At 66.0% G+C, this 25,008-nt stretch carries 23 protein-coding genes; 19 read left to right on the forward strand and 4 right to left on the reverse strand.

What is annotated here, in order from left to right; genetic code table 11:
- Positions 1 to 120: 120 nt before the first annotated feature.
- Genes M2339_RS07615 through moaB form a run of 3 tightly spaced genes read left to right on the forward strand, consistent with a single transcriptional unit; the run spans position 121 to position 3,237 of the window.
- Positions 121 to 948, forward strand: coding sequence for a hypothetical protein (locus M2339_RS07615; protein WP_264606281.1), 828 nt, complete (start codon positions 121 to 123; stop codon positions 946 to 948).
- A 23-nt stretch (positions 949 to 971) separates the two neighbouring features.
- Positions 972 to 2,720, forward strand: coding sequence for a lytic transglycosylase domain-containing protein (locus M2339_RS07620; protein ID WP_264606282.1), 1,749 nt, complete (start codon positions 972 to 974; stop codon positions 2,718 to 2,720).
- Entirely contained in the window at positions 2,710 to 3,237 is a 528-nt protein-coding gene (gene moaB / locus M2339_RS07625) for a molybdenum cofactor biosynthesis protein B (RefSeq protein ID WP_264587015.1), read from the forward strand. Before M2339_RS07620 ends, moaB begins: the two co-directional genes overlap by 11 nt.
- A 126-nt stretch (positions 3,238 to 3,363) precedes the next feature.
- Here the strand turns inward: moaB and M2339_RS07630 are convergent, their stop codons facing one another.
- Positions 3,364 to 4,887: a proline--tRNA ligase gene (locus tag M2339_RS07630; RefSeq protein ID WP_264588336.1), complete on the reverse strand. Its 1,524-nt coding sequence runs from the start codon at positions 4,885 to 4,887 to the stop codon at positions 3,364 to 3,366.
- A gap of 160 nt (positions 4,888 to 5,047) precedes the next feature.
- On the opposite strand from M2339_RS07630, the gene M2339_RS07635 reads away from it, so the two are divergent.
- Positions 5,048 to 6,922 (forward strand): AsmA family protein, encoded by a 1,875-nt coding sequence (locus tag M2339_RS07635; RefSeq protein WP_264587014.1) that lies wholly within the window; start codon positions 5,048 to 5,050, stop codon positions 6,920 to 6,922.
- Between the two features lie 30 nt (positions 6,923 to 6,952).
- Here M2339_RS07635 and phaR read toward each other — a convergent pair whose 3' ends face one another.
- Entirely contained in the window at positions 6,953 to 7,507 is a 555-nt protein-coding gene (phaR, locus tag M2339_RS07640; RefSeq protein WP_181559362.1) for a polyhydroxyalkanoate synthesis repressor PhaR, read from the reverse strand.
- 259 nt (positions 7,508 to 7,766) lie between these two features.
- Here phaR and M2339_RS07645 point away from each other — a divergent pair, with 259 nt between their 5' ends.
- The 14 genes from M2339_RS07645 (at position 7,767) to M2339_RS07710 (ending at position 22,665) form a co-directional block, all read left to right on the forward strand.
- A complete protein-coding gene (locus tag M2339_RS07645; protein ID WP_319801112.1) occupies positions 7,767 to 8,636 on the forward strand; it encodes an alpha/beta fold hydrolase in 870 nt (289 codons plus the stop codon).
- Positions 8,637 to 8,703: 67 nt separating this feature from the next.
- On the forward strand, positions 8,704 to 9,876 hold the full coding sequence (locus M2339_RS07650) for an acetyl-CoA C-acetyltransferase (protein WP_264587012.1): 1,173 nt from the start codon (positions 8,704 to 8,706) through the stop codon (positions 9,874 to 9,876).
- 274 nt (positions 9,877 to 10,150) lie between these two features.
- Positions 10,151 to 13,000 carry a monovalent cation/H+ antiporter subunit A gene (locus tag M2339_RS07655; RefSeq protein WP_264606284.1) on the forward strand — a complete coding sequence of 950 codons (2,850 nt, stop codon included), beginning with the start codon at positions 10,151 to 10,153 and terminating at the stop codon, positions 12,998 to 13,000.
- Positions 13,001 to 13,005: 5 nt separating this feature from the next.
- Complete coding sequence (locus M2339_RS07660) at positions 13,006 to 13,356, forward strand: Na+/H+ antiporter subunit C (protein WP_181561385.1); 351 nt, start codon at positions 13,006 to 13,008, stop codon at positions 13,354 to 13,356.
- Positions 13,353 to 14,888, forward strand: a complete 1,536-nt coding sequence (locus M2339_RS07665) for a monovalent cation/H+ antiporter subunit D (protein ID WP_264587010.1) — start codon at positions 13,353 to 13,355, stop codon at positions 14,886 to 14,888. The genes M2339_RS07660 and M2339_RS07665 overlap by 4 nt, the downstream gene beginning before the upstream one ends.
- Positions 14,889 to 14,892: 4 nt before the next feature.
- The gene (locus tag M2339_RS07670; RefSeq protein ID WP_264587009.1) at positions 14,893 to 15,384 is read left to right on the forward strand and encodes a Na+/H+ antiporter subunit E; all 492 of its coding nucleotides are present in this window, start codon (positions 14,893 to 14,895) and stop codon (positions 15,382 to 15,384) included.
- Positions 15,381 to 15,650 (forward strand): K+/H+ antiporter subunit F, encoded by a 270-nt coding sequence (locus tag M2339_RS07675; protein ID WP_181559357.1) that lies wholly within the window; start codon positions 15,381 to 15,383, stop codon positions 15,648 to 15,650. The genes M2339_RS07670 and M2339_RS07675 overlap by 4 nt, the downstream gene beginning before the upstream one ends.
- Before the next feature lie 3 nt (positions 15,651 to 15,653).
- On the forward strand, positions 15,654 to 16,052 hold the full coding sequence (locus M2339_RS07680; RefSeq protein WP_181559356.1) for a Na+/H+ antiporter subunit G: 399 nt from the start codon (positions 15,654 to 15,656) through the stop codon (positions 16,050 to 16,052).
- 17 nt (positions 16,053 to 16,069) lie between these two features.
- Entirely contained in the window at positions 16,070 to 16,204 is a 135-nt protein-coding gene (locus M2339_RS07685) for a hypothetical protein (protein ID WP_264587008.1), read from the forward strand.
- A gap of 55 nt (positions 16,205 to 16,259) precedes the next feature.
- Positions 16,260 to 17,528, forward strand: coding sequence for a hydrolase (locus tag M2339_RS07690; RefSeq protein WP_264587007.1), 1,269 nt, complete (start codon positions 16,260 to 16,262; stop codon positions 17,526 to 17,528).
- Positions 17,521 to 18,570 (forward strand): arginine N-succinyltransferase, encoded by a 1,050-nt coding sequence (locus M2339_RS07695; RefSeq protein ID WP_264587006.1) that lies wholly within the window; start codon positions 17,521 to 17,523, stop codon positions 18,568 to 18,570. The genes M2339_RS07690 and M2339_RS07695 overlap by 8 nt, the downstream gene beginning before the upstream one ends.
- Before the next feature lie 35 nt (positions 18,571 to 18,605).
- Complete coding sequence (astD, locus tag M2339_RS07700; protein WP_264587005.1) at positions 18,606 to 20,024, forward strand: succinylglutamate-semialdehyde dehydrogenase; 1,419 nt, start codon at positions 18,606 to 18,608, stop codon at positions 20,022 to 20,024.
- A complete protein-coding gene (locus M2339_RS07705) occupies positions 20,021 to 21,313 on the forward strand; it encodes an N-succinylarginine dihydrolase (RefSeq protein ID WP_264587004.1) in 1,293 nt (430 codons plus the stop codon). Before astD ends, M2339_RS07705 begins: the two co-directional genes overlap by 4 nt.
- Entirely contained in the window at positions 21,310 to 22,665 is a 1,356-nt protein-coding gene (locus M2339_RS07710; protein WP_264587003.1) for a VOC family protein, read from the forward strand. Before M2339_RS07705 ends, M2339_RS07710 begins: the two co-directional genes overlap by 4 nt.
- Before the next feature lie 11 nt (positions 22,666 to 22,676).
- Here the strand turns inward: M2339_RS07710 and M2339_RS07715 are convergent, their stop codons facing one another.
- Positions 22,677 to 23,672: a MarR family winged helix-turn-helix transcriptional regulator gene (locus M2339_RS07715; protein WP_264587002.1), complete on the reverse strand. Its 996-nt coding sequence runs from the start codon at positions 23,670 to 23,672 to the stop codon at positions 22,677 to 22,679.
- A gap of 150 nt (positions 23,673 to 23,822) precedes the next feature.
- On the opposite strand from M2339_RS07715, the gene M2339_RS07720 reads away from it, so the two are divergent.
- Positions 23,823 to 24,134, forward strand: a complete 312-nt coding sequence (locus tag M2339_RS07720) for a DUF3817 domain-containing protein (RefSeq protein WP_264572568.1) — start codon at positions 23,823 to 23,825, stop codon at positions 24,132 to 24,134.
- Positions 24,135 to 24,161: 27 nt separating this feature from the next.
- Here the strand turns inward: M2339_RS07720 and fghA are convergent, their stop codons facing one another.
- Complete coding sequence (fghA, locus tag M2339_RS07725; protein WP_319801004.1) at positions 24,162 to 25,007, reverse strand: S-formylglutathione hydrolase; 846 nt, start codon at positions 25,005 to 25,007, stop codon at positions 24,162 to 24,164.
- Position 25,008: the final 1 nt, after the last annotated feature.

Genomic DNA, 25,008 nt, shown 5'->3' on the forward strand with positions numbered 1-25,008 from the left:
ACCTCCCTATGCGGCGGACGCTCTGGAGTTCCGTCCGGTCGCCGCAATATTTTCACGCTTTACAGTCGCCAGCGATGCGGCAGAGTTGACCGCGCCGTCAACCTCTGTCTCTGTAAACCCATGGGTGAGCAGGACATGATGACGCCGGAGCAGGCGGCCTATGCCTATGCGCATTGGTGGCGGGAAGCGGGGCTGGATTGCGCCACCGACGAGGCGCCCCGGCGCTGGCGGGATGGCGAACCCGTTCCATTCTGGCGACGCTCTTCCAACACAGCCAGTGGCGCAGCAGACGTTGCCGCGCGGCCGGCCATTGATGCGCCTGCTGAAGCCCCCGGGGCGGCGCCGCAGCCCGCCCCCGTACAGGCCCGCACGCCGGATCAGGCGCCCAAGAGGATGCCGGGAGATTTACCGGGCTTCCTCGAGTGGATTGCGCAGGATGCCGGCCAGCCGGAAGCCGACTGGCATGGCGAGCGGATCGCGCTCCCCGCCCTGCACGCGCCGCGCCTCGTTCTCCTCGTCGAGATGCCGGCCGCCGGTGCAACCGATCTGGCCCAGCTTCTCGAGCCGCAACAGCAGCGGTTCATCGCCGCGATGCTCGGCACGCTCGGCCTTGAGCCCGCACAGGCGCCCTGTCTGCCGCTGGCTCTGCGCCGTCCACCGGGCGGTCATCTCGATGCCGCCTTGCTCCCCCAGCTTGCCGCGCGGATGAGCTGCTATCTCGATCTGGTCCAGCCGGGCGCGATCATCCTGCTTGGTGACCGGATCGGCCGCGCCATGCTCGGCGAGCGCTGGCGACCCGGCCTGGTGGGGCTTGAAAAGGTTGACCTGCCGCATGGCAGCGTGGATACGGTCGCCCTCGCGGGGCCTGATCTGCTGATGAACCGGCCGCTTGCCAAGGCCAGAAGCTGGCAAAGCGTGCGTATGCTCCATGGATTGTTGACGCAATGAACAGGTCCCCTTCCCGATCCCGTGTGCGCCGGTCGTTGCTCATTGCCTTGTCGCTGTGCTCGCTCGCTGGCCCGCTGGCAGTGGCCCAGCCGGCGGCGGCAGCCTCCGCCATCCCGGCGCCGAGCCAGGATGAGCAAGGCCGATATGGCGCCATTCTCGCCATGCTGGAGGGCAAGCGCTGGGACGAGGCGCGCAGTGCCATTCTCGGCCTCTCCGAGGCGGACAGTATGCGCCCGCATCTGCTTGCCGAGCTTTATCTGGCCAAGGACAGCCCCCGCGTCGAACTGTTCGACCTGCTCGACCTGCTGCACAAGACGCCCAACCTTCCGCAGAATGAGCGCATCGCCTCGCTGGCCCGCAAGCGGGGAGCGCAGACGCTGCCGGACCGGCCGGCTACGCGCCAGCTCATGTGGACCGGCACGTCTCCCCAGCGGCAGATGCTCCGCTCCGTGAAGGGCGATGCCGCGGCCGATCAACTGCGCGGCACGCTGCTCCAGTATATCAAGGACGATCAGCCCAATCAGGGCGAGGCGCTGCTCGCCTCCGCCGAGGCCGGGCTCGGCATGGATGGGCGCACCGAACTTCGCCAGCGCCTCGCCTGGTCCTATTTCATCTGCGGCGATACCGCCAATGCCCGCCGCATGGGCGCGCTGGCCGTCAATGGCGGCACCGGCGAGTTCGTGGCGCCCTCTTACTGGGTGATGGGCCTCGCCGCCTGGCGCGAGAAGCAATGGGCTGCCGCCGCTGACTCTTTCTATCATGCCGCGATGAGCACGTCCGATGCCGACCTGCGCAGCCGCAGCTATTTCTGGGCCGCGCGCGCCATGATGGCTGATCGCAAGCCCGAGCGGGTCAATGCCCTACTGCGCAGCGCGGCGCGCGATGAAGAGAGCTTCTACGGCCTGCTGGCCCGCGAAACGCTCGGCCTCGGCTTCAGCACCGCGCTCAAGCGGGAGAATGTGTCGTCACAGGATTGGTCGCTGCTCGCGGGCAGCGGCAATGTCCGCAACGCCGTGATCCTCGCCACGCTGGGCCGGAGCGCGCAGGCCGATGCCGTGCTGCGCCACGAAGCCGCGCTGAGCGACGACACGCGCTATAGCGCGCTGGTACATCTCGCCAGCGACCTCTCGCTGCCGACCACCCAGCTCTGGCTGGCGCAGCGCTCGCCGAGCGGTCGCAAGTCAGCCGCTTATGCGCGCTATCCCCGCCCGGAATGGTCACCAAGCAATGGCTGGCAGGTCGAGCGCGCGCTAGTCTTCGCCCACGCCCTGCAGGAATCCCGCTTCCAGACCGATGCACGCAGCCCGGCCGATGCACGCGGCCTGATGCAGGTGCTCCCGGGCACCGGTGCGCAGCTTGCCCGCTCCAGCGGCATGGCAGTGACGCCCGATCAGCTTTACGATCCGGCCGTCAGCCTCGCGCTCGGCCAGGCCTATCTGCGCAAGCTCAGCCAGATGCCGGCCACGGGCGGACTGCTACCCAAGGTCGTTGCCGCCTATAATGCCGGCCCCACTCCGATCGAGCGCTGGAACGTGCAGATCCGCGATGAGGGCGATCCGCTGCTCTTCATCGAATCCGTGCCTTACTACGAGACCCGCGCCTATCTGAACGCGGTGCTGCGCAATTACTGGATCTACCAGATGGACGAGCAAGGCGGCCGCTCCCCGGCACTCTCGGCCATGGCGCAGGGCCTGTGGGTCCGCTTCCCGGATGGCAGCAAGGACGTCGCCGTCCGCGTCACCCCGCACGGGACTGCCGCCGGTGCCTATTGACGAGAGCCGCGTCTTCATCCCGGTTCAGATCGCCCTGCTCACCATCTCCGACACGCGGACGCTGGCAGACGACCGATCCGGCGATACGCTCGCCGAGCGCGTTACCGCTGCCGGCCATGTGCTGAAGGCCCGCGAGATCAGCAAGGATTCGGTCGAGACGATCCTTGGCCATCTGCACCGGTGGATCGACGACCCGCAGATCGATGTCATCCTCACCACCGGCGGCACCGGCGTGACCGGGCGTGACGTCACCCCCGAAGCGCTGGAAAAAGTGCAGGACAAGGCCATTCCGGGATTTGGCGAGCTATTCCGCTGGCTCAGCTTCCAGTCGATCGGCACCTCGACCGTCCAATCCCGCGCCTGTGCCTGCGTGGCGCGCGGAACCTATATCTTCGCCCTGCCCGGCTCGACCGGCGCGGTGAAGGACGGGTGGGACCAGATTTTGGTCCACCAGCTCGACAGCCGCTTTCGGCCGTGCAACTTCGTGGAATTGATGCCTAGGTTACTGGAGAAGTAGGCTCAGGAAATCCACAGAACCGTTCGTGTCGAGCGAAGTCGAGACACGCCTAGCACGGCGCTCATGTGTCTCGACTTCGCTCGACACGAACGGGAGATGGGAGGTGCCCCTAAACCTCCTAAAATCTCAATAAGCGCGGCCAACCAAAACTCGCTCTACAGCCTTCTCGCCGGTAAAGATGCACGTCCCGCTCGCCGGCGTCGCATCCATCGGCACGTTGCGCAGCGTCAGCTTCTCGCCCTTCAGCCAAGCGACCACCTTGTCCAGCGCGGGTCCCGTGGGCTTGCTCCATTCGACTTCGACCCAGCCGGGCTTGTCACCGCCGAATGCACCCGCCAGCGCCGTCAGTTCGCTCACGTCGCGGCGGATGTTCGCATCCAGACGCGCGCGCGCCTCACTGTGCAGCGTGTCCTGAACCCCGCGCAGCATATCCGCGACCGCCGCCACGAAAGCATCCCGCGCCATGACCTCGCTCGCCAGCTTGCCCGCCTCATTATAGAGCCGGTCCCGCCGCACGACCGAAACATTGCCGCCCGCCACATCGCGCCCGCCGACCTCGACGATGATCGGCGCGCCCTTCTTCACCCAGCCCCAGCGCTTGGGGGCGGCCTTGATCGGCTTCTTGTCGAACAGCACCCGCAGCGGCTCGCGGAACACGTCGACCGCGCCCAGATCCTTGGCGAGCGCGTCGCAATATTCGATGACCGCCGCATCCTCGTCCGTATCGCGCAGCATCGGCACGATCACCACCTGATGCGGGGCGATCATCGGCGGGCAACGCAGCCCGTCGTCATCGCCATGGACCATGATGACGCCGCCGATCATGCGGGTCGAAACGCCCCAACTCGTGGTGTGGCACAGGGCCTGCTGGCCATCCTGATTCTGGTACTGGATGCCCGCCGCCTTGGCGAAGCCCGTGCCCAGATAATGCGAGGTGCCGGCCTGTAGCGCCTTGCCATCCTGCATCATCGCCTCGATGGAATAGGTGGCGACCGCGCCGGGGAAACGCTCATTCTCCGGCTTTTCCCCCGCGACCACCGGCATGGCCAGCTCGGTTTCCGCAAAATCACGGTACATTTCGAGCGCGCGCATCGTCTCGGTCCGCGCGTCGGCTTCGTCGGCATGGGCGGTATGCCCTTCCTGCCAGAGGAACTCGCTGGTGCGCAGGAACATGCGGGTGCGCATCTCCCAGCGCACGACATTGGCCCACTGATTGGTGAGCAGCGGCAGATCGCGCCAGCTCTGCACCCAACGCGCCATCGCCTTGCCGATCACCGTCTCGGACGTGGGGCGCACAACCAGGGGCTCCTCCAGCTTGCTATCCGGATCGGTCTGCAGCTTCCCGTCGATATTCTTGAGGCGATGATGGGTGACCACCGCCATTTCCTTGGCGAAGCCTTCGACATGGTCCGCTTCCTCGGCGAAGAAGGAGAGCGGGATGAACAGCGGGAAATAGCAGTTCTCCACCCCAGCTGCCTTGATGCGCGCATCCATCAGCTTCTGGATGCGCTCCCAGATGCCATAGCCCCACGGACGGATGACCATGCAGCCACGCACGCCGCTTTCTTCGGCCAGATCGGCCTCGCTGATCACGGCCTGATACCAGGCAGCGAAATCCTTGGCTCGGGTGACGGGCAACGCGTGCTTGATGTTGGACAATGTCTGGCTTCCGGGATCTGGATTGGGGATTGCAGCGGTCTTTAGTGGCCGCGCGGAAAAATACCAAGACGTTCGCGCGCTGACGCTGGGAGACGAACGGGAACTTTCCCTGACCTCACTCGTCCCGTCTCCAATGACCCACTTCTCGTCGATGATTCGCACTACGCCCCGCCGCACTCGGATCATCGCGATGATCGCGGCCGCGCTGCTGGTTCTGCTGCTGGCCCTGCTGGTTCTGGCTGCCACCTTCCCCGCTTTCTGGTTCAAGGAGGCCGCCGAGCGGCGCCTGTCCGACCAGATCGGCACGAAAGCCACCATCGGGTCGATGACGCGGGAAAGCGCCTTCTCGTTCAGCCCCGTGATTCAGGTGCGGGATATCCGTGTGCCCCAGCCTGCCTGGGCCGGCGAAGGCGATTTGGCGCGGATAGAGGCGTTGCGGCTGCGTCTCCCCGTCATCGGACTGCTGCTCGGGCGCGGCGGGCCGCAGTTGCTCTCCGCCCGGGGCGTGCGGCTGACGCTGGTTCGCGACGAGAATCGCCGCAAGAGCTGGGACGCGCTCGGCAGTAAATCGAATAAGGACGACCAGGGCAGCTCGGAAACGCCTTTGGTCCGTGTCGATGACGCTGTGATCGATTATCGCGATGCCTTCCAGAAGCGTCAGTTCAAGGTCAAGCTGTCGGTCGATCCGCAGCAGGGCTTGCGCGGCACCGGGACCGGCACCGTCGAAGGGGAACCGGTCACGCTGCGCCTCACCGCCGCGCCGATGCGCGCCGGCCAGAGCTGGCCCTTCGATGCGCGCATCATGGGTGACGCCCTCACCCTGCACGCGCGCGGCACGATGGCCGGCCCGATGCGCACGGACGATATGACGTTCAAGGTCTCCGCCCGCGCCAGCACGCTCAAACTGGTGGACCGCATCATCGAGGCGGGACTGTTCGGCACGCAGCCGGTCGATATCGCCGCCAATGTCCAGCGGCGCGATGGCGTGTGGAGCGTGGCCGATCTGGGCGGCACCGTCGGCCGTAGCCGGTTCACGGGCGCGCTCACGGTTCGCAAGGTGGATGGCCGCACCAAGCTGGATGGCGAGGCGCGCTTCGGCCAGCTCGATTTCGAAGATCTGGCCGACGACAAGGGCAATGCGCAGGCAGTCGCGCTGGAGCGAGCGCAGGGCCAGCGGCTGGTGCCCAACACGCGGATCAACATCCGCAAGATCGACAAGACGGACGGGCGCATATCGGTGCGCGTCGACCGGATTTTGGGCGGGCGGCGCCCCTCCTCCCTCACCAATGCCAGCGCGGTGCTGAATCTCGACAACCGCATCCTCACCGTCGATCCGCTGCGCATCGGCTTGACGCAGGGCGTGATGACCGGGCGGGCCGTGGTCAATCAGCGGGATGGCCAGCCCAAGCCGACGGTCACGCTGGCGCTCGACATGCGCAACAGCAGCATCGCGGCGCTGGCGGGCGGGGACGGCAACAGCGAGGGCGACGTGCAGGGCCGCGTGGATGCCCGCGCGCGCCTGACCGGCGTGGGCGACACGATCCGCGAGGCTGTCGGGCAATCGAACGGAACCGTAGGCGCGGTCACCCGCGGCGGATCGATGCCGGCGCGGTTGGCCGGCCTGCTCGGCTTCGACATAGGCAAGGGCCTGTTTGCGGACGAGGACGGGCGGGAAGCGCTGCGCTGCGGTGTGGTCCTGCTCGATATGCGGGGCGGACGCGGCGTGGTGCGCACCTTGGTCGTCGACACGCCGGTCAGCCAGTCACGTGGCACCGGCACAGTCAGCTTCCCCACCGAACGTCTCGAGCTGACCCTCAAGGGCCTCGCCAAGAACGAACATGCGCTGCAGCTTCCCGGCAATGCCCATCTGCGGGGCACATTGCGCAATCCCGATCTGGTCGTGCCGGAAAACACGCGCTCGGTCGGCAATATCCTGAAGGCAGTCGGTCGAGCGATCGGTGGTCGCGCGGAAACCGCACCGGATGCCAATTGCGCGGCGCTGATCGCTCGGACCGTGGGCCGTTAAGGCGCAGCCATCCCGACCGCGCCAGATTGGTCAGCCGCCCAGCTTGTCAATCTTGGCGTTGAGCGCGGCGAGTTGTGCCTTGAGCTCGGACACTTCATCGGCAGAGTCGCCAGCCTTCGCGGGTGCGGCAGGTGCAGCGGGCTTGAAGGCGTTCGCTGCGGCGTTGAGCATTTCCATGTTGCGCTTGGCGATCTCGGCAAAGGGTCCGCCGGCGAATGCGCCCTGCATGGCTTCCTGGAATTGCTGCTGATTCTTGCGGAACGCTTCCATGCTCGCCTCGAGATATTGCGGCACCATGGACTGCATCGAGTCGCCGTAGAGCGAAATGAGCTGGCGCAGGAAGCTGACCGGCAGCATGTTCTCGCCGCGCTGCTCTTCTTCCATGATGATCTGGGTGAGGACATTGTGCGTGATGTCCTCGCCGGACTTGGCATCGACCACCACGAAATCGCGCCCCTCGCGCGTCATCTGCGAGAGCAATTCAAGTGTGATATAGCTGGAGGTTTCCGTGTCATAGAGACGCCGATTGGCGTACTTCTTGATGACAATGGTCCCTGATTCGCCACCTGATTTCGATCGTGCCATAGATGATGCTCCACCCTCCGTTGGGCGCAACATAGCATCGTTTCTTTCTGCACCGCAACATGGGCCGCGTCCGCTGCCGCTGTTTCTTTCCATATTGTGGCAGGTGACGGCACAGGATGCCCAATTACGGCGCAAGGCATTGGCAGGATTGCGCCGTTTTCAGACAGCGTCGCGACCTGCGCCGGGTGACCTTCCGGAAATTGCTGCGCAAAATGGCCGCGCGGCTTTGCTCACGCGAAACGGCAATGCACAACGCAGCATGAGGGGCGCCGGCGGAGACCGGGCGCCGGTCATCCTCATCCCGTCGCTGATCAACCCGCCCCATATCCTCGACCTCTCCGAACAGCGCTCGTTGCTGCGCTATCTTGGACAGCAGGGCCATGATGCCCTGCTGCTGGACTGGGGAACGCCGGATGAAGGCGAGCGCGACGTCGATCTGGCCGATCATGTCGAGCGCCTGCTGCTGCCCCTGTTGCAGCAACTGGATCGCCCGCCCCTGCTCGTCGGCTATTGCCTGGGCGGGACGCTTGCCATCGGCGCGGCTTCGCGGCTGCAGGCGCTGGGCAAGCCGATCGCCGGCGTCGCGACCATCGCGGCGCCGTGGGACTTTTCCGCCTATGAAGCCCCCTTTCAGTCCCAGCTTGCCGAAATCTGGGCCAAGGCCAGGCCCGGCTGCGAGGCGCTGGGCCTTGTTCCGATGGAAGTGTTCCAGACCGGCTTCTGGTCGCTCGATCCCGATCGTACCATTCGCAAATATGCCGCCTTCGCCGAGATGGAGGCTGACAGTCCGGCCTTTGAGGCCTTCATCGCGCTTGAGGACTGGGCCAATGAAGGCGCGCCGCTGACACTGGCGAGCGGACGAGACCTTGCCGAGCGGTGCTATGGCGCCAATATGACAGCGAGCGGCCAATGGTCCATCCACGGCACCGTCGCGGACCCGCAAGCGCTGGATTGCCCGACGCTCGCCATCGCCTCGACCACGGACCGGATCGTGCCCGCCGCCGCCGTGCCACCTGCGGCGGAACGGATCGACCTTGCGCTCGGCCACGTCGGCATGATGATCGGCAGCCGTGCGGAAGCGCAACTGTGGAGAGGATTGAGCGACTGGCTTTCGCGCTGTGGCGGCTGATGCTAGAGGCCCGGCACGAGAGAGCAACCTGCGCCCCTGGCGCCGCAATCGAGGGACTTGCCAATCCATGACCGATATCGTCATCACCGCCGCCAAGCGCACGCCGGTCGGCAGCTTTCTGGGCAGCTTCGCCAACACCCCCGCGCATGAACTCGGTCGCGTCGCCATCGTCGCAGCACTAGAGCAGGCCGGCGTCTCGCCCGATGAGGTGAACGAGCTGATCTTCGGCCAGGTGCTCACCACCGCCCAGGGCCAGAACCCGGCGCGGCAGGCGGCCGTGAACGCCGGCATCCCGATCGACCGCACGGCGATCACCATCAATCAGGTCTGCGGCTCGGGCCTGCGCGCCGTCGCGCTCGCCGCGCAGGCGATCCGCTGCGGCGATGCCAGCATCATGGTGGCCGGCGGTCAGGAGAATATGTCCCTCTCGCCCCACGCCCAGATGATGCGCGCGGGCACCAAGATGGGACCGATTACGCTGATCGACACCATGGTGAATGACGGCCTGACCGATGCCTTCAATGGCTACCACATGGGCATCACGGCGGAGAATCTTGCCGAAAAGTACGGCATCACCCGCGAAGAGCAGGACGCGTTCGCAGCGGCCAGCCAGAACAAGGCGGAAGCCGCCCGCGCCGCGGGTCGCTTTGCCGACGAGATCGCGCCTGTCACGGTCAAGGGCCGCAAGGGCGACACCATCGTCAATGCCGACGAGTATATCCGCGCCGGCGCCACCGTTGAGGCGATGGCGGGACTGCGCGCTGCGTTCAAGAAGGACGGCACAGTCACCGCCGGCAATGCCAGCGGCGTGAACGATGGCGCCGCGGCGCTGGTGCTGATGACCGCCGAAGAGGCCGCCCGTCGCGGCGCGCCGGTGCTGGCGCGCATCGCCAGCTGGGCGACCTGCGGGGTCGACCCCTCGATCATGGGGATCGGCCCGGCCCCGGCCAGCCGCATCGCACTGGACAAGGCCGGCTGGTCGCTCGCCGACCTCGACCTGATCGAGGCGAACGAGGCCTTCGCGGCGCAGGCGCTCTCGGTCGGCAAGGAACTGGGCTGGAACCCGGACATCGTGAACGTGAACGGCGGCGCGATCGCGCTTGGTCACCCCATCGGCGCCTCGGGCGCGCGCGTGCTCACCACGCTGCTCTACGAACTCGCCCGCCGCGACGGCAAGAAGGGGCTCGCAACGCTCTGCATCGGTGGCGGCATGGGCATCGCCATGTGCGTCGAACGCTAAGCCATACATATCCTCATTACAGGCGCCAGCTCTCGCACGGGCTGGCGCCTTTTTAATGGCCACGGCGCCTGACTGAAGATGCTCCAACCGACGGTCAGCGCCGCGCCCCGACAGCTATAAATCGTCAGCGAAGGCCGAAAATTCGGCGCTTTCGGGTTGTCCTCATGCCGCATTGTCTGGATAAGGTGGGCAGACCTTTTGAGGATCGCCAGATCCTGATCGCCATCGGATCGTCAATCACCTGCCGACGCATCACGGGAGCCGCGGATTTTTGTTGCTGATACTCGCCTTGCTGCCATTTGTTGGCGCGTTGCTGTTGGCGATACTCAGCGGCACTAGCCGAAACCTTCAGGCCTGGATCGCCGCCGGCACGACCGGCGCGGCGCTCGCGATCCTCATCGCGCTCATGCCGGCCGCTCTCGCCGGGCAGACGCCGACGATGCAGATCGACTGGGTGCCGGCCCTCGGCCTGTCCTTGGGGTTCTTCCTCGATCCGTTGGGCGCGATGTTCGCGGGGCTGATCCTGGGCATCGGCCTGCTCGTCATCGTCTACGCCCGTTTCTATCTGGCAGCGGAAGATCCCATGGGGCGCTTTCTGGCCTTTCTGCTGCTGTTTCAGGGCGCCATGCTGGGGATCGCGCTCTCGGACAATGTGCTGCTACTGCTCGTCTTTTGGGAGATGACCAGCCTTTCCTCCTTCCTGCTGATCGGCTTCTGGCGCGATAGAGCCGAGGCCCGGCAGGGCGCCCGCATGGCGCTGGTGGTGACGGGCGGCGGCGGGCTCGCGCTCATCGCCGGGCTATTGCTGCTGGGCAGCATTGCCGGCTCCACCGATATCCGCACCATACTGGCCAGCAGTGACCTGATTCAGGCCTCGCCGCTCTATCCGGTCGCGCTGGTGCTCATCCTGCTCGGTTGCTTCACCAAGTCGGCGCAATTCCCTTTCCACTTCTGGCTGCCGCACGCCATGGCGGCACCGACACCGGTCAGCGCCTATCTCCATTCCGCGACGATGGTGAAGGCCGGCATCTTCCTGATCGCGCGCCTGTGGCCGGCGCTGGCGGGTACGGATCTGTGGTTCTATCTCGTCGCGACGACCGGCCTTGTTACCATGCTGATCGGCGCCGCCATCGCGCTGTTCAAGACCGACCTCAAGGCCATCCTCGCTTATTCGACCGTCAGCCATCTCGGATTGCTTACCATGCTCTTCGGCTTTGGCACCGGCACGGCGGCGATGGTCGGCGTCTTCCACATCCTGAACCACGCGATCTTCAAGGCGGCGCTGTTCATGAATGCCGGCATTGTCGACCATGAGGCCGGCACGCGGGATATTCGGCGGCTGGGCGGCCTCGCCACGCTGATGCCGATCACCGCGACGCTGGGCATGATCGCGGCGGGATCGATGGCCGGCCTGCCTCCCTTCAACGGCTTCCTATCCAAGGAAATGATGCTCGACGAGGCGGCGCATACCGCCTGGCTGGGGATGGGCTGGCTGGTGCCAGCCATCGCGGTGGTCGCCGCGACGCTCTCTGTCGCTTACGCGCTCCGCTACGCTTTCCATGTCTATCTGGGCCGCCAGCGCGATGATTACCCCCACGCACCGCATGATCCCCCGTTCGGCCTTTGGGCGCCCTCTGGGCTGCTCGTTCTTCTGGTCATCCTTGTCGGCCTTTTCCCCGCGACGCTGACGACATGGCTCGTGCAACCGGTGGCCGATACCGTCACCGCAGGCAGCGCCGGGACATTCGCGCCCGCCCTCTGGCATGGCGTGAATGCTGCTCTGCTGATGAGCCTGTTCGCCGTGGCGGTCGGCGCGCTGATGCTCTGGCGGTTCGGCCTCGCCGAGCGCATCTGGCAAGCGCTCCCGCTGCCGGAAGCCAAGCGCCTGTTCGACAGCGGGATTGCGACGCTGGTGGACGCCGCCCGCGGCTTCATCCATGCCGTGCACAACGGTTCGCTGCAGCGGCAGCTTGCGCTGATCTTCGTGCTTGCCATTGCGCTGGCGATTGAGGGGGTGCTGGTCGGCGGCGGCAGCGGCACCGGTCCGCGCGCAACGCTGCCGGCCTCGCCGCTCGCTATCATCGGCTGGCTGCTGCTGGTCGGCGCGACGGTGGCGGTCGTCATCTCCCAGCGCGAGCGTTACCTCACGCTTGTCTTTATCAGCGTCATCGGCCTCATCGTCTCGCTGGGCTTTGTCTATCTCTCCGCGCCCGATCTCGCCCTGACGCAGATTTCGGTCGAGACGGTCACAATCCTGCTGCTGCTGCTCGCGCTCAACCTGCTGCCTAAGAAGCCTGCCCGCCTCTCCAGCAATCGACTGCGGCTGCGGGACGGCTTGCTCGGCCTGGTGGGCGGCACCGTGGCCGGGCTCGGGGCGTGGGCCGTGCTCACCCGCGAGCCCAATCAGCCCATCTCGACCTTCCACTGGGAGAACAGCTATTCGGGCGGGGGCGGTACCAATGTCGTGAACGTGACGCTGGTGGATTTCCGCGCTTTCGATACCTTCGGCGAGATCATCGTGCTGGGCATTGCCGCGCTGACCATCTTCGCCCTGCTGCAGCCGGCGACGCGCGGCGCGGCCGGCGCGCGGTTGCGGGCCTGGCTCCCCGACCTCATCCGCTCACCCGAACGGCACCCGATGATGTTCGTCGTCGCCACGCGCCTGCTGCTGCCGCTTGCGATGATGGTCGGCATCTACATCTTCTTGCGCGGGCATAATCTGCCGGGGGGCGGCTTCATCGCCGGGCTCATCATCTCCATTGCCGTGCTGATGCAATATATGGCGTCGGGCTTCGAATGGGCCGAACAGCGCCGGAAGTTTGACGAGCATCTGATGATCGGCCTTGGCGTGATCGTCGCCGCGCTCACGGGCATGGGCTCGCTCGTCTTCGGCGCGCCATTGTTCACCAGTGCCTTTGGCTATGTCACCCTGCCCGTCATCGGCACGTTCGAGCTGGCGACGGCCATGCTGTTCGACATCGGCGTGGCGATGACCGTGATCGGCGCCGTCATGCTCGCGCTGGCCGAACTCAGTCACATCGCCCAGCGCGCCGACAAGGAAGATCATAGCGACGACGCGCCCATGGATGTCGACCCCGCGCGCAACCGGGAGGCGAAGGCATGATCAGCATGGAAATGCTCGTCGCCAGCGCCATCGGCATCCTCACGGCGGCCGGCATCTATCTGTGCCTGCGCGGCCGCACTTTTCCGGTGGTGCTCGGCCTCGCCATGCTGTCCTACGCCATCAACGTGTTTCTATTCGCGATGGGGCGGCTGGTCGTGGACCGCCCGCCAATCTACGAGAAAGGCATCACGGATTATACGGACCCTCTGCCGCAGGCGCTGGTCCTCACCGCCATCGTCATCGCCTTTGGCATGACCGCGCTGGTGGTGGTCCTCTCCCTGCGCAGCTTCCTCGAGACGGGCACGGACCAGGTCGACGGCAAACCGGATGACGAGCCGGAGGACATCGTGCCATGACCGCGCTGATCGCCGCCCCCCTGCTGTTGCCCGCGCTCATGGCCGCAGCGACGCTGATCTTCATGCGCCGCCACCGCTGGATCGGCGCGGCGATTTCCATTGCCGGCGCGACCGGCCTTCTCGCCCTCGCTGTGTATCTGCTGAGCGTCGCCAGCCGCGGCACGATCTCCGTCTACGCACTGGGTGACTGGGCCGCGCCCTTCGGCATCGTGCTGGTGCTGGATCGGCTCTCGGCGATGATGCTGCTGATTACCGCCCTGCTCGCCCTGCCCGTGCTGTGCCACGCGGTGCTGACCGGGCTGGACCGCAAGGGCTGGCATTTCCACCCGCTGTTCCAGTTCCAGTTGCTCGGCATCAACGGCGCGTTCCTGACAGGCGACCTGTTCAACCTCTTCGTCTTTTTCGAGGTCTTGCTGATCGCCTCCTACGGCCTGATGCTGCACGGCCAGGGCCCGGAGCGGCTGAAAGCCGGCGTGCAATATGTAATCGTCAACCTCATCGGCTCGACGCTGTTCCTTTTCGCGATCGGGCTGCTCTACGGCATCACCGGCACGCTCAACATGGCAGACATGGCCGCCCGCATCCCGGCCCTGCCGGCGGCCGATCAGGGCCTGCTGCGGGCCGGCGCGCATCTGCTGACGCTGGTCTTTGCGCTCAAGGCCGCGCTGCTGCCGCTGCAACTCTGGCTGCCGCGCACCTATGCCGGCACCGCCGCGCCCGTGGCCGCTTTGTTCGCGATCATGACCAAGGTCGGCGCTTATGCGATCATCCGCACATCCTCGCTGATCTTCGGCGATCAGGCCGGCGCGGCGGCGTGGGCGCCGGAGGTGTGGATGATGCCGGCCGCACTGGCGACGATGGTGATCGGTTTTGCGGGCCTGCTGGCAGCGCGCTCCCTACGCGATCTTGCCGCATTCGGGCTGCTCGGCTCCACCGCCACATTGCTGGTCGCCATTGCGGCGTTCGACCGCACGGTGCTGACGGCGGGACTTTATTATCTGGCGCACACCACATTGGCTGCGGCCTTGCTCTTCCTCGTCGTCGATCTCATCCGGCTGCGGCGCGGTCGTTACGGCGACACGATCGTCCCCTCCCCACGCTTTGCCGGCATCGAGCCACTGTCCGCGCTCTACCTGCTGGCGGCCATGGCCCTCGCGGGCCTCCCGCCGCTTTCGGGCTTCATCGGCAAATTGCTGATCCTGCAGGCGACATTGGCGGACCCTTGGGCGGCGTGGATCTGGGCGGTCATTCTCGGCACCACGCTCCTCGCCATTCTCGGCCTCGCCCGCGCCGGCAGCGCCATCTTCTGGAAGAGCGCCGCGCACCCCGACAATCGCCGGGAAGATGCCGCGACGGCAAAGCCCGATGCCCGTCTGGTCGAATTGCTACCCGCCTGCGCCTTGCTCGCAACGCTGGTCGTGCTCACCGTCGCGGCGGGGCCGGTCACGCGCTACATGGACGCAACGGCCCAGCAGCTTTTCGCGCCGACGCACAACATCGAGGCCGTTCTCGGCCCGGCGGCGGGAAGGTGAGGCAATGCTGACCAAGCTCTTCCCCCATCCCGGCCTAACGGTGATGCTGCTCATCGTCTGGATCCTGATCCAGAACAGCCTGACGGCCGGCGGCTTTCTCCTCGGCCTCCTCCTGGCGACCGTCATTCCGGTCTTTACCGCCCCATTCTGGCCCAATCGCCCGCGCGTGCGCTTCGGCTGGGCGATTTTCGATTATCTCGGGATCGTGCTCTACGATATTGTCGTGGCGAACTTCCATGTCGCCAAGCTCATCCTGTTCCGGCGCAACCGCGATCTGAATTCCCGCTGGATGACCATCCCGCTGGACCTGCGTTCGGCCGAAGCCATCACCGTGCTGGCCGGCACCATCAGCCTCACGCCCGGCACCGTCTCTGCCGACGTGTCGGCGGACGGGCGCTATCTGCTCGTCCACACGCTCGACACGGGCGATGTCGCGCACGAGATTGCCCATATCAAGGCGCGCTATGAGGCCCGGCTGCAGAGGATTTTCCGATGATCGCGCTCGCGCTGACCTTCGCTTTCGCCTCCATTGCACTGGCCGTGCTGCTCAACCTCTACCGGCTGCTGCGCGGCCCGACGCGGTGCGACCGGATATTGGCGCTGGATACCATGGTCATCAACGCCATCGCGCTGATCGTGCTGTTCGGCATCTACGAAACCAGCACCACCTATTTCGAGGCGGCGCTGCTCCTCGCGATGGTCGGCTTCGTCGGCACGGTGGCGTATTGCAAGTTCCTCCTGCGCGGCGACATTGTGGAGTAGGCCATGGCAGTGATTGCAGAAATCCTGATCGCCGCTCTCATCGTCCTCGGTGGCGCTTTCGCGCTGATCGGCAGCTGGGGCCTTGCCCGCTTGCCCAGCCTGATGACCCGGCTGCACGGCCCGACCAAGGCAACCACCCTCGGTGTCGGAAGCTGCCTCGTGGCATCCATGGTCTACTTTCCGTTCCGGGACGGCACCTGGTCGGCCCACGAACTGCTCATCACTCTGTTCCTGTTCATCACGGCGCCGGTGTCCGCCAACCTCATTGCCAAGGCGCATCTGCACCGGCAGCGCACCAATACCGACGTGCAGCCAATGGACGGTGTGCGGGATGCCTTGCCTGAGCCGGGCGGCGATACCGAATGGGCGACTTTCGGCGTCGATCGGCCTGAGGGGCGCTGAGCTGTGGTTTTCGCGGCATGAAACATGATGACGACGAGAATCCCGGCGGCCTTGTCAATTGGCTGCGCCAGCGGCTGCATATCGTCATCGGCACGGGCGGTCTGATCGCCTGGCTGGTCATGCTGTGGCTGATGTTCGGCGACGTCCTCTGACCATCGATCCGGCGCGCCCCTAGCCCCGGGCGGCCAGTTGGTCTAGCATCGGGCCATGACAGGACTCTCACCGACCGAAATCGGGATCGTGGAGCATCTTAGGAGACGACAGGCGGACATGGCGACGCAAGTCGTCGACTGGGCGCAGGTCAACTCAGGCAGCCGCAACCTCGCCGGGCTGGAGCAGATGCGCCAGCATCTCGCGGCCCGACTGACGGAGATTGCCGATACCGTCGCAACCGTTGCGCCAGAGCCCGCTGAAACGCTGGATGAGGCAGGCCGCACCGTTGCGCTCGCCCATGGCGCCAATCTGCTCGCCCGCAAGCGTGTCGCCTGCGCCCGCCGCATGATCCTCACCGGGCATATGGATACGGTCTTCCCGCCCGATCACCCGTTCCAGACCTGTCGCCTGATCGATGACGACCGCCTCAAAGGCCCCGGCACCGCCGATATGAAAGGCGGGTTGCTCGTAATGATCGAGGCGCTGGCTGCGCTGGAGGCAGCGAATGCCATTCCCGATTTCGGCTGGGACGTGGTGGTCAATGCCGATGAGGAAGTGTCCTCGCTAGGGTCTGCAGCGCTGCTGCGCGAGACGGCGCGGCGCTGCCAGACCGGCATGACCTTCGAGCCTTCCGTCACGGTGGATGGCACGCTGGCGAGCGCCCGGCGGGGCAGCGGCAATTTCACCGCCGGCTTGACCGGCCGATCCGCCCATGCTGGCCGCAATCCGCTGGATGGCCGCAATGCCGTGGTGGCCGCAGCCGATCTCGCGGTACGACTGGATGCGCTCAAGCACGACATCGAGGGGCTTTCCGTCAATGTCGCGCGCCTGTCCGGCGGCGGCGCCAACAATGTTGTGCCCGATCGGGCGCTGCTGAGCTGGAACATGCGGCCCGTGGACCTCGCCGGCCAGCAGGCCGCCGAGCAGGCCATCGCCCGGATCATTGCGCAGGTCAGTGCGGATCATGCCGTGACGATTACGCTCTCGGGCAGCTTTGCGCGACCGCCCAAGCCCTTCGACGCGAAGCATCAGGCGCTGTTCGGCTTGGTCCGGGAGACCGGCGCGGACCTCGGCCTTGCCATCGACTGGCAGCCAAGCGGAGGCGTTTGCGACGGCAACAACATCGCCGCCCAGAATGTCGCGGTGGTGGACACGATGGGCGTGCGCGGGGGCGCCATCCATACCGATGAGGAGTTCATGATCCTGAGTTCACTGAGCGAACGCGCCGCGCTTGCCGCCATCACCATGCTGCGGATCGCGCAAGGACGGCTCGGCCACGCCCTCGGTTCCGCGCCGGATATGGCAGGGGTCGCCCATGACTGACGGCTCTTTCAACAACTGGTTCGTCCGCCCTGCAACGACCGCGGATATCGACGCCATCTACACGCTCGCCGGCCAGACCGGGCCGGGCTTCACCAATCTGCCCCATGATCGCGAGGCCCTGTTCGCACGCCTGGAACGATCCCAGCGCAGCTTTGAGGCGCAGTTGAGCCAGCCCGATGACGAGCTTTACATGTTCGCGCTGGAAGAAGCCGGCACCGGGCGGATCGGCGGGACGGCGCTCATCTTCTCCAGCGTCGGCACCAAGAAGCCCTTTTATTCCTATAAGCTCACCCGCCTCTCGCAGCACTCGCGCCAGCTGGACCGCATCGTCACGACGAGCGTGCTCAATCTGGTCAACGACTTTGCCGGCGCGAGCGAGGTCGGCGGCCTGTTTCTGGTGCCCGAGCTCCGGCGCAGCGGGCTTGGCGTGCTGCTCGCGCGCAGCCGCTATCTATTCATGGCAATGCACCGTGCCCGCTTCGGCCAGCAGGTGCTCACCGAATTGCGGGGGTGGCAGGAGCCCGAAGGCGTCTCGCCATTTTGGGAAGGGCTGACCCGGCGCTTCTTCGACCTGGAGTTCGCCGATGCCGACCGCTTCCACGCCCTCAACGGCAACCAGTTCATCGCCGACCTGATGCCCAAGCACCCGATCTACACCACCCTGCTGCCACCCGAGGCGCAGGCAGCCATCGGCAAGCCGCACGCCAGCGGCGCTGCGGCCATGAAGCTGCTCGCGGCCGAGGGTTTCCGCTATGATGGCTATGTCGACCTGTTCGACGCCGGGCCGACCATGCAGGCCGAGGTCGACGATTTGCGGGCCGTGAAGGAAAGCCGCGAGGCGGCTGCCTTCAGCGATGCGCCTGCATCTCAGACCCCGCCCCGCCCGATGTTGCTGGCCGCCGGAGATTTGCTGGATTTCCGCGCCTGGCGCGCCGCCGGGCAGATCGATGCCGAAGCAGAGCGCCTGACCCTGCCAGCGGATGCGATGGCGCTCGGCCGCCTGAGCGAGGGCGCAACGGCCCGTTATCTGACGACCGACTGACCGAACAGACCAGAGACGAAACGAGCGGAAAAGCCATGAACGACCTGATTTCCACCGACCCGTGCACGGGAGACGTCGTCTGGCGGGGCGTTGCTGCGGATGCCGCTGCCGTCAATGCCGCCGTCGCGCTGGCCCGCGCCGCCCAACCGGGCTGGGAGCGCACGGCGCTGGAAGAGCGCATCGCCATCCTGCGCGCCTATGCCAGCGCGGTGAAGGCCCATGCAGACGACGTCGCCCGGGTAATCTCGCGCGAGACGGGCAAGCCCTTCTGGGAAACCAGGACTGAAACGGCCAGCGTCGCTGCCAAGGTGGAGATTTCCATCGCCGCGCAGGCGGACCGGGCGGGCGAGACGCTGCGAGATGGAGACGGGTTCGCGCTGGCGTTGCGTCACCGGCCCCATGGCGTGCTGGCGGTGCTCGGGCCTTATAACTTCCCGGCGCATCTGCCCAACGGGCACATCGTTCCGGCGCTGCTGGCGGGCAATGCGGTCGTCTTCAAGCCCAGCGAACTGACGCCTGCCACGGCGGAATTGATGGGCCAGCTTTGGCGGGAAGCTGGCCTGCCCGACGGCGTGCTGCAGATCGTGCAGGGCGGCGGCGAGACCGGCAAGGCAGTGGCCGCGCATCCGGGCACGGATGGCCTGCTGTTCACGGGCAGCTCGACCACCGGGAAGCTCCTCGCCCGCGCATTCGCCGACACGCCAGGCCGCATTCTCGCGCTGGAGATGGGCGGCAACAATCCGCTGCTCGCCTGGGAGATCGGCGAGGCCGACATGGACGCTGCCGTTGCGCTCATCGTCCAGTCCGGCTGGCTTTCCGCCGGGCAACGCTGCACCTGCGCGCGCCGACTGATCGTGCAGGACGAGATCGCGGATGCGCTCATCGAGTGGGTCGCGGCGACACTGGACAGGCTGATCGTCGGCGCGCCCTTTGACGATCCGCAGCCCTTCATGGGACCGGTGGTAGATAATCGCGCCGCCGATCTGGTCGAGGCGCGCGTCGCGGATCTGCTTGCGCTCGGCGGGCGCCCGATCCGTCCGCTGGTCCGACGAGATCCCGGCTTGCCCTTCCTCTCCCCGGCGCTGATCGACATGACCGGTATCGAGACCGCTCCTGACGGGGAGATTTTCGGCCCGGTGGTCCAGCTCTGGCGCGAGACGAATTTCGACCGCGCCATCGCCCGCGCCAACGCCACGCGCTTTGGCCTCTCCGCCGCTATGCTGGGTGGGAGCCGGGCGCAATTCGAGCAGTTTCGCGCCGCCACTCGCGCCGGCGTCGTCAACTGGAACCGGCCCACCAATGGCGCAAGCTCCGCCATGCCCTTTGGCGGCATCGGCGACAGCGGCAACCTGCGCCCCAGCGCTTATTATGCCGCCGATTATTGTGCCTTCCCGGTCGCGGGCATGGAGGCCCCAGCGCTGGACGGTACGCTTTCCACCGGACTGCGCGCATGAGCGCCGCGCCCGCCTTTCGCGAGGTCAATTTCGATGGGCTGATCGGCCCGATCCACAATTATGCGGGCCTTAGCCTCGGCAATCTGGCCGCCACGCTCCACGCCGGCGAGGTCTCCCAGCCCCGCAAGGCAGCCTTGCAAGGCATCGCCAAGATGCGCACGCTGCACGGGCTGGGGCTGGGACAGGGCTTCTTCCTGCCGCACGATCGACCCAACGCGGACTGGCTGCGCCAATTCGGCTTCGACGGGTCGGATGCGCAGGTCTGTGCCCGTGCCTGGACGGAAGAGCCGTTGCTGTTCGCTCAAGCCACCAGCGCATCGGCAATGTGGGCCGCCAATGCCGCCACCGTCTCCCCTGCCCCGGACACCGCGGACGGGCGCACGCACTTCACCGTCGCCAATCTCGCGACCATGGCGCACCGCAGCCATGAATGGCCCGAGACGCTGCGGCAATTGCGGCACATCTTCGCGGATGAGCGCTATTTCGCAGTCCATGATCCGGTCCCGGCTCGTTTCGGCGATGAAGGCGCCGCCAACTTCATGCGGCTGGCTTCCCCTATGAACGGACCCGGCGTCGAGGTCATGGTCTATGGCGAACCGGGCGGGCGCTTTCCTGCGCGCCAATCTGCCGAAGCCTGCCGCGCGATCTTCCGCCGCCACGGCATTGAGGGCGGCCTGACCGTGCAACAATCCGCCGAGGCCATTGCGGCCGGCGCGTTCCACAATGATGTCGTGGCCGTCGCGCATGAAAACATCCTCTTTGCCCACGAGCAGGCCTTTGCGGACAAGGTGACGTTCTATGGCGCGCTGGCGCAGCGCTGCCCGGACCTGATCGTCCTGGAGGTGCCGGCCAGCGAAGTCTCGCTGGAAGCCGCCATCGCCTCCTATTTGTTCAATTCCCAATTAGTGACACTGCCGGACGGGCAGCGGGCGCTGATTCTCCCGATGGAGTGCCGGGAAACGCCGGCCGTCAAGGCCTGGCTGGACAGCAATGTCGGCGCCAGCGGCCCGATCCACGCCGCTCATTTCGTCGATGTGCGCGAATCCATGCACAATGGCGGTGGCCCTGCCTGCCTGCGCTTGCGCGTACTGCTCTCACGCGAGGCGGAACAGGCGGTTCACCCTGCCCATCTGCTCGACGAGCGCGGACTGGACCGCCTGGAGACGATCGTCGGCAATCACTGGCCCGAGCGCCTCGCCCCGTCCGATCTCGGCCTGCCCGACCTCTGGGCGCAGGCACAGGCGGCGCGGACGGCCTTGCGCCATGCATTGGAGCAAGCCTTCCCATGACCCGCTTCGTCGATCCTGCCGACATTCGCCTCGCCTTTTCGGAGGCGATGTCCGCGATGTACCGGGCCGAGGTGCCGCTCTACGGCACGCTGCTGGAGATCGTCGCCACGAGCAATGCCCGCGTGCTGCAGGACAATCCCGCGCTGAACGAACGGCTCGCAGCGCAGGGCGAACTCGACCGGCTCAGTGCCGAGCGCCATGGCGCCATCCGGGTCGGCACGCCAGAAGAACTGCATCTCATGCGGCGATTGTTCGCCGTGATGGGCATGGTGCCGGTGGGCTATTATGATCTGGGCGTCGCCGGGCTGCCGGTGCATTCGACTGCATTTCGGCCGATCGACACGGCATCGCTGAACCGCTGCGCCTTCCGTATCTTCTGCTCGCTGCTGCGGCTTGAGCTGATCGAGGATGTTACGTTGCGCAAGCAGGCCCAGGCGCTGCTCGCTCGACGCAGCATCGTCACCGATGGCGCGCTGGCGCTGATCGACCGCGTCGAGCGGGAGGGCGGTCTGGGCACCGAAGAGGCAGAAGCCTTCGTGCTGGAGGCGTTGGAAACCTTCCGCTGGCATGGCGAAGCGCTGGTGGATCATGCGACCTATGAAGCGTTCAGTCGCGCACACCGGCTGATCGCCGATATTGTGTGCTTCCGTGGTCCGCACATCAATCACCTGACGCCCCGCGCGCTCGACATCGATGCGGTTCAGGCCGAGATGATCGCGCGCGGCATCAAGGCCAAGGCCGTGATCGAAGGCCCGCCACGCCGGTCTGTCCCGATCCTGCTGCGCCAGACGAGCTTTCAGGCGCTGGAAGAGGCCATCCTGTTCCGCGATGGCGACGAGAGCGTGGCCGGCGTCCACACCGCGCGCTTCGGCGAGATCGAGCAACGCGGGATTGCGCTGACGCCACATGGCCGCGCGCTTTACGATGCGATCCTCGCGGAAGCCGAGCAGGCCCGCAGCCTGGGCGGCGAAGGTTATGAAGCGCGCCTGGCGGAGATCTTCCAGTGCTTTCCCGACGATCTGGATACGATCCGCGAACAGGGGCTGGCCTATTTCACTTACGCACCGACGCCCAAGGCCGCTATGCTTCGTGCGGGACGCCAGCGTCCAGCCGGCACGCCAAACGAGCTGGTCACCGATGGCTGGCTGGAAGCGAGCCCGATCACCTATGAGGACTTCCTGCCGGTCAGTGCCGCCGGCATCTTTCGCTCCAATCTCGCCGATGCAGAGACTGGATCCCGCGCAGGCGCCTCATCGCAGGATGAGTTTGAGGCCGCGCTCGGCGTCCCGTGCCTCGACCCGTTCGGATTATATCTCGATCTGGAACAGGCCTCGCTCGAGATACTGGGATAGCAGGCCGGCGTTCACGCCGCAGCCGAACTCTCGCCGCTCAAGGCCCGGGCGCGGAGCATGAGACGGCTCACAATGGCCTGATAAAATGCTCGATCCTCGGCGCTCGCCTCGCTCCAGAGGCTGGCATCGCGCACGGAGGCCTCGTGGTGGAGCGCCTTGTACACCACGGCACCGGCCTCGGTCGGTTGCAGGACGATATCGCGGCGACGGGTGGGCCTGAATCGCTCGATCAGCCCGCTCTCTTCCAGCGCCGAGACCGTCCGCCCGATCTGGCTCTTGTCCCGCCCCATCGCCTTGATCAGCTGCGCCATTGGCAGCGGCGCGTACAAGCCGATGAGCGCGAGAACCTGGCCCTGAAAGTTCGACAGGCCGTGCATCCGCTGGCAGGAGAGCATGGCGCTGCGCTTGAGATAGGCGACCAGTCCGACCAGCTTGGGCGCGATCAGATCCGGCGGCGGCTCGATCTTCTTGCCCTCCGGCCCGACAGGCCATGAGGGTGTGCCGGCCCCGCCCGGTGCCGCGCCGATGATCCCCGCCTCGACACTCAGGCAGCGCTCCTGATTGTAGATGCGGGCGGCCTTCTGCGCTAACTGGTCGGTGAGCAGGCCGAAGCGCTCCAGTTCGTCGCGCCCCAGACCGCCTACCAGTTGGCCGTCACGGGCGCGGACGATAGCGCGAATCTTTTCAAAGAGCAACCGCCCCGCCGGGGAGAGGGTGAGCTTGGCGCGCAGCTTCTCACGCACGATCAGTCCGTCCCGCTCCAGCGGCTTGATCGCGCGACTGACCTGCGCCTTTTCGTAGCCGGCAAAGCCGACGATGTCCTGAGAGGTCATGCCGCCGGAGAGGCCGAGCAGCAGCAGCAAATGGCGATGGATCTCCTTATAGCCCACCTCCGCCTCGAACAGCGGCAGGCCGCCCTCGCGGATCGCGCGCATGAGCAGCATGAGGCGCATCCCCAGAAGCCCGGCATCGAGCTGGGGGGGACCGATATCCGCCTCTTGCGTCACGATATTTTTGCTCCTCGCCCCTGGCATGCTGTCATCTGCATGATAAAGCCCATCGAACCCGATCAGGCAACCGGCGCGACGATATCGTGTGAGTCTTGCGACATTGTTGTGATCGCGACGCGACAGGTCATCGACCGCTCAGGAGACACCATGCTCAGGATTTTCCGTTATATCGCCCTGGTGGAAGGCATCACGACCCTCGCGCTGTTCCTCATCGCGATGCCGCTCAAATATGGCTTCGACAATCCCGCGCTGATCCGTCCGGTCGGGATGACCCATGGGATCGCGTTCCTGCTCTACATCGGCGCGATGCTGTTCGTGCTGCCGGGCAAGGGCTTTGGTGTCATGGGCTGGCTGCGGACGACGCTGGCGGCTTTCTTCCCGTTCGGCACGTTCCTCAACGATCCCTATCTCAAGCGGCAAGAGGCCGCCCTCACCCAGGGGCGCGCACGCTCCGTCTAAGCTTGCGCGCCGAAAAGGTAGCGAAGATCAGGCCTTGAGGCGTTCGGCGTGCCAGCGGATATGCTCGGCCATGAAGGTCGAGATGAAATAATAGCTGTGGTCATAGCCGGGCTGCATGCGGATTGTCGCGGGCTGACCGGCCTTGGCACAGGCGGCTTCCAGCAGATGCGTGCGCAGCTCCTGCTCGAGGAAATTGTCCGCACCGCCCTGATCGACCAGCAGGTCTGGCAGTCGGGCACCGCTTTCGATCAGCGCGACAGCATCATGCTGCGCCCAGGCCGATGCATCGTCCCCCAGATAGCCGCCGAGCGCCTTCTGGCCCCACGACACCTGGCTCGGCGCGACGATCGGCGCGAAGGCGGAGACGGACCGGAAGCGATCGGGATTGCGCAAAGCGATGGTCAGCGCGCCATGGCCGCCCATGCTGTGCCCGGTGATGCCCTGCCGCGCCATATCGACAGGGAAATTCGCGGCGATCAGCGCCGGCAATTCCTGCTCGATATAGCTTTTCATGCGATAGTGGGTCGCGAACGGTGCCTGGGTCGCATCGACATAGAAGCCGGCGCCCAGGCCGAAATCATATTTGCCCTCCGCATCGTCGGGCACATCTTCGCCCCGCGGACTGGTGTCCGGCGCCACGAAGATAATCTTCTCCGCTGCGCAGGCCGCGCGATACTCGCCCTTTTCCATCACGTTCGCATGGGTGCAGGTGAGACCGGAGAGGTAGAAGAGCACGGGCAGTGTTTCGCCCGGCTCATGCTCGGGGACGAAGACGGCGAATGTCATTGCCGTCCCCGTCTCCGAAGATTCGTGCCGGTAGACGCCCTGGACGCCGCCATAGGCCTTGTTCGTCGAGAGCGTCTCCAGCGTCATC

Origin of the sequence: Sphingobium sp. B2D3C, from assembly GCF_025961835.1 — a bacterium.
GTDB lineage: Bacteria > Pseudomonadota > Alphaproteobacteria > Sphingomonadales > Sphingomonadaceae > Sphingobium.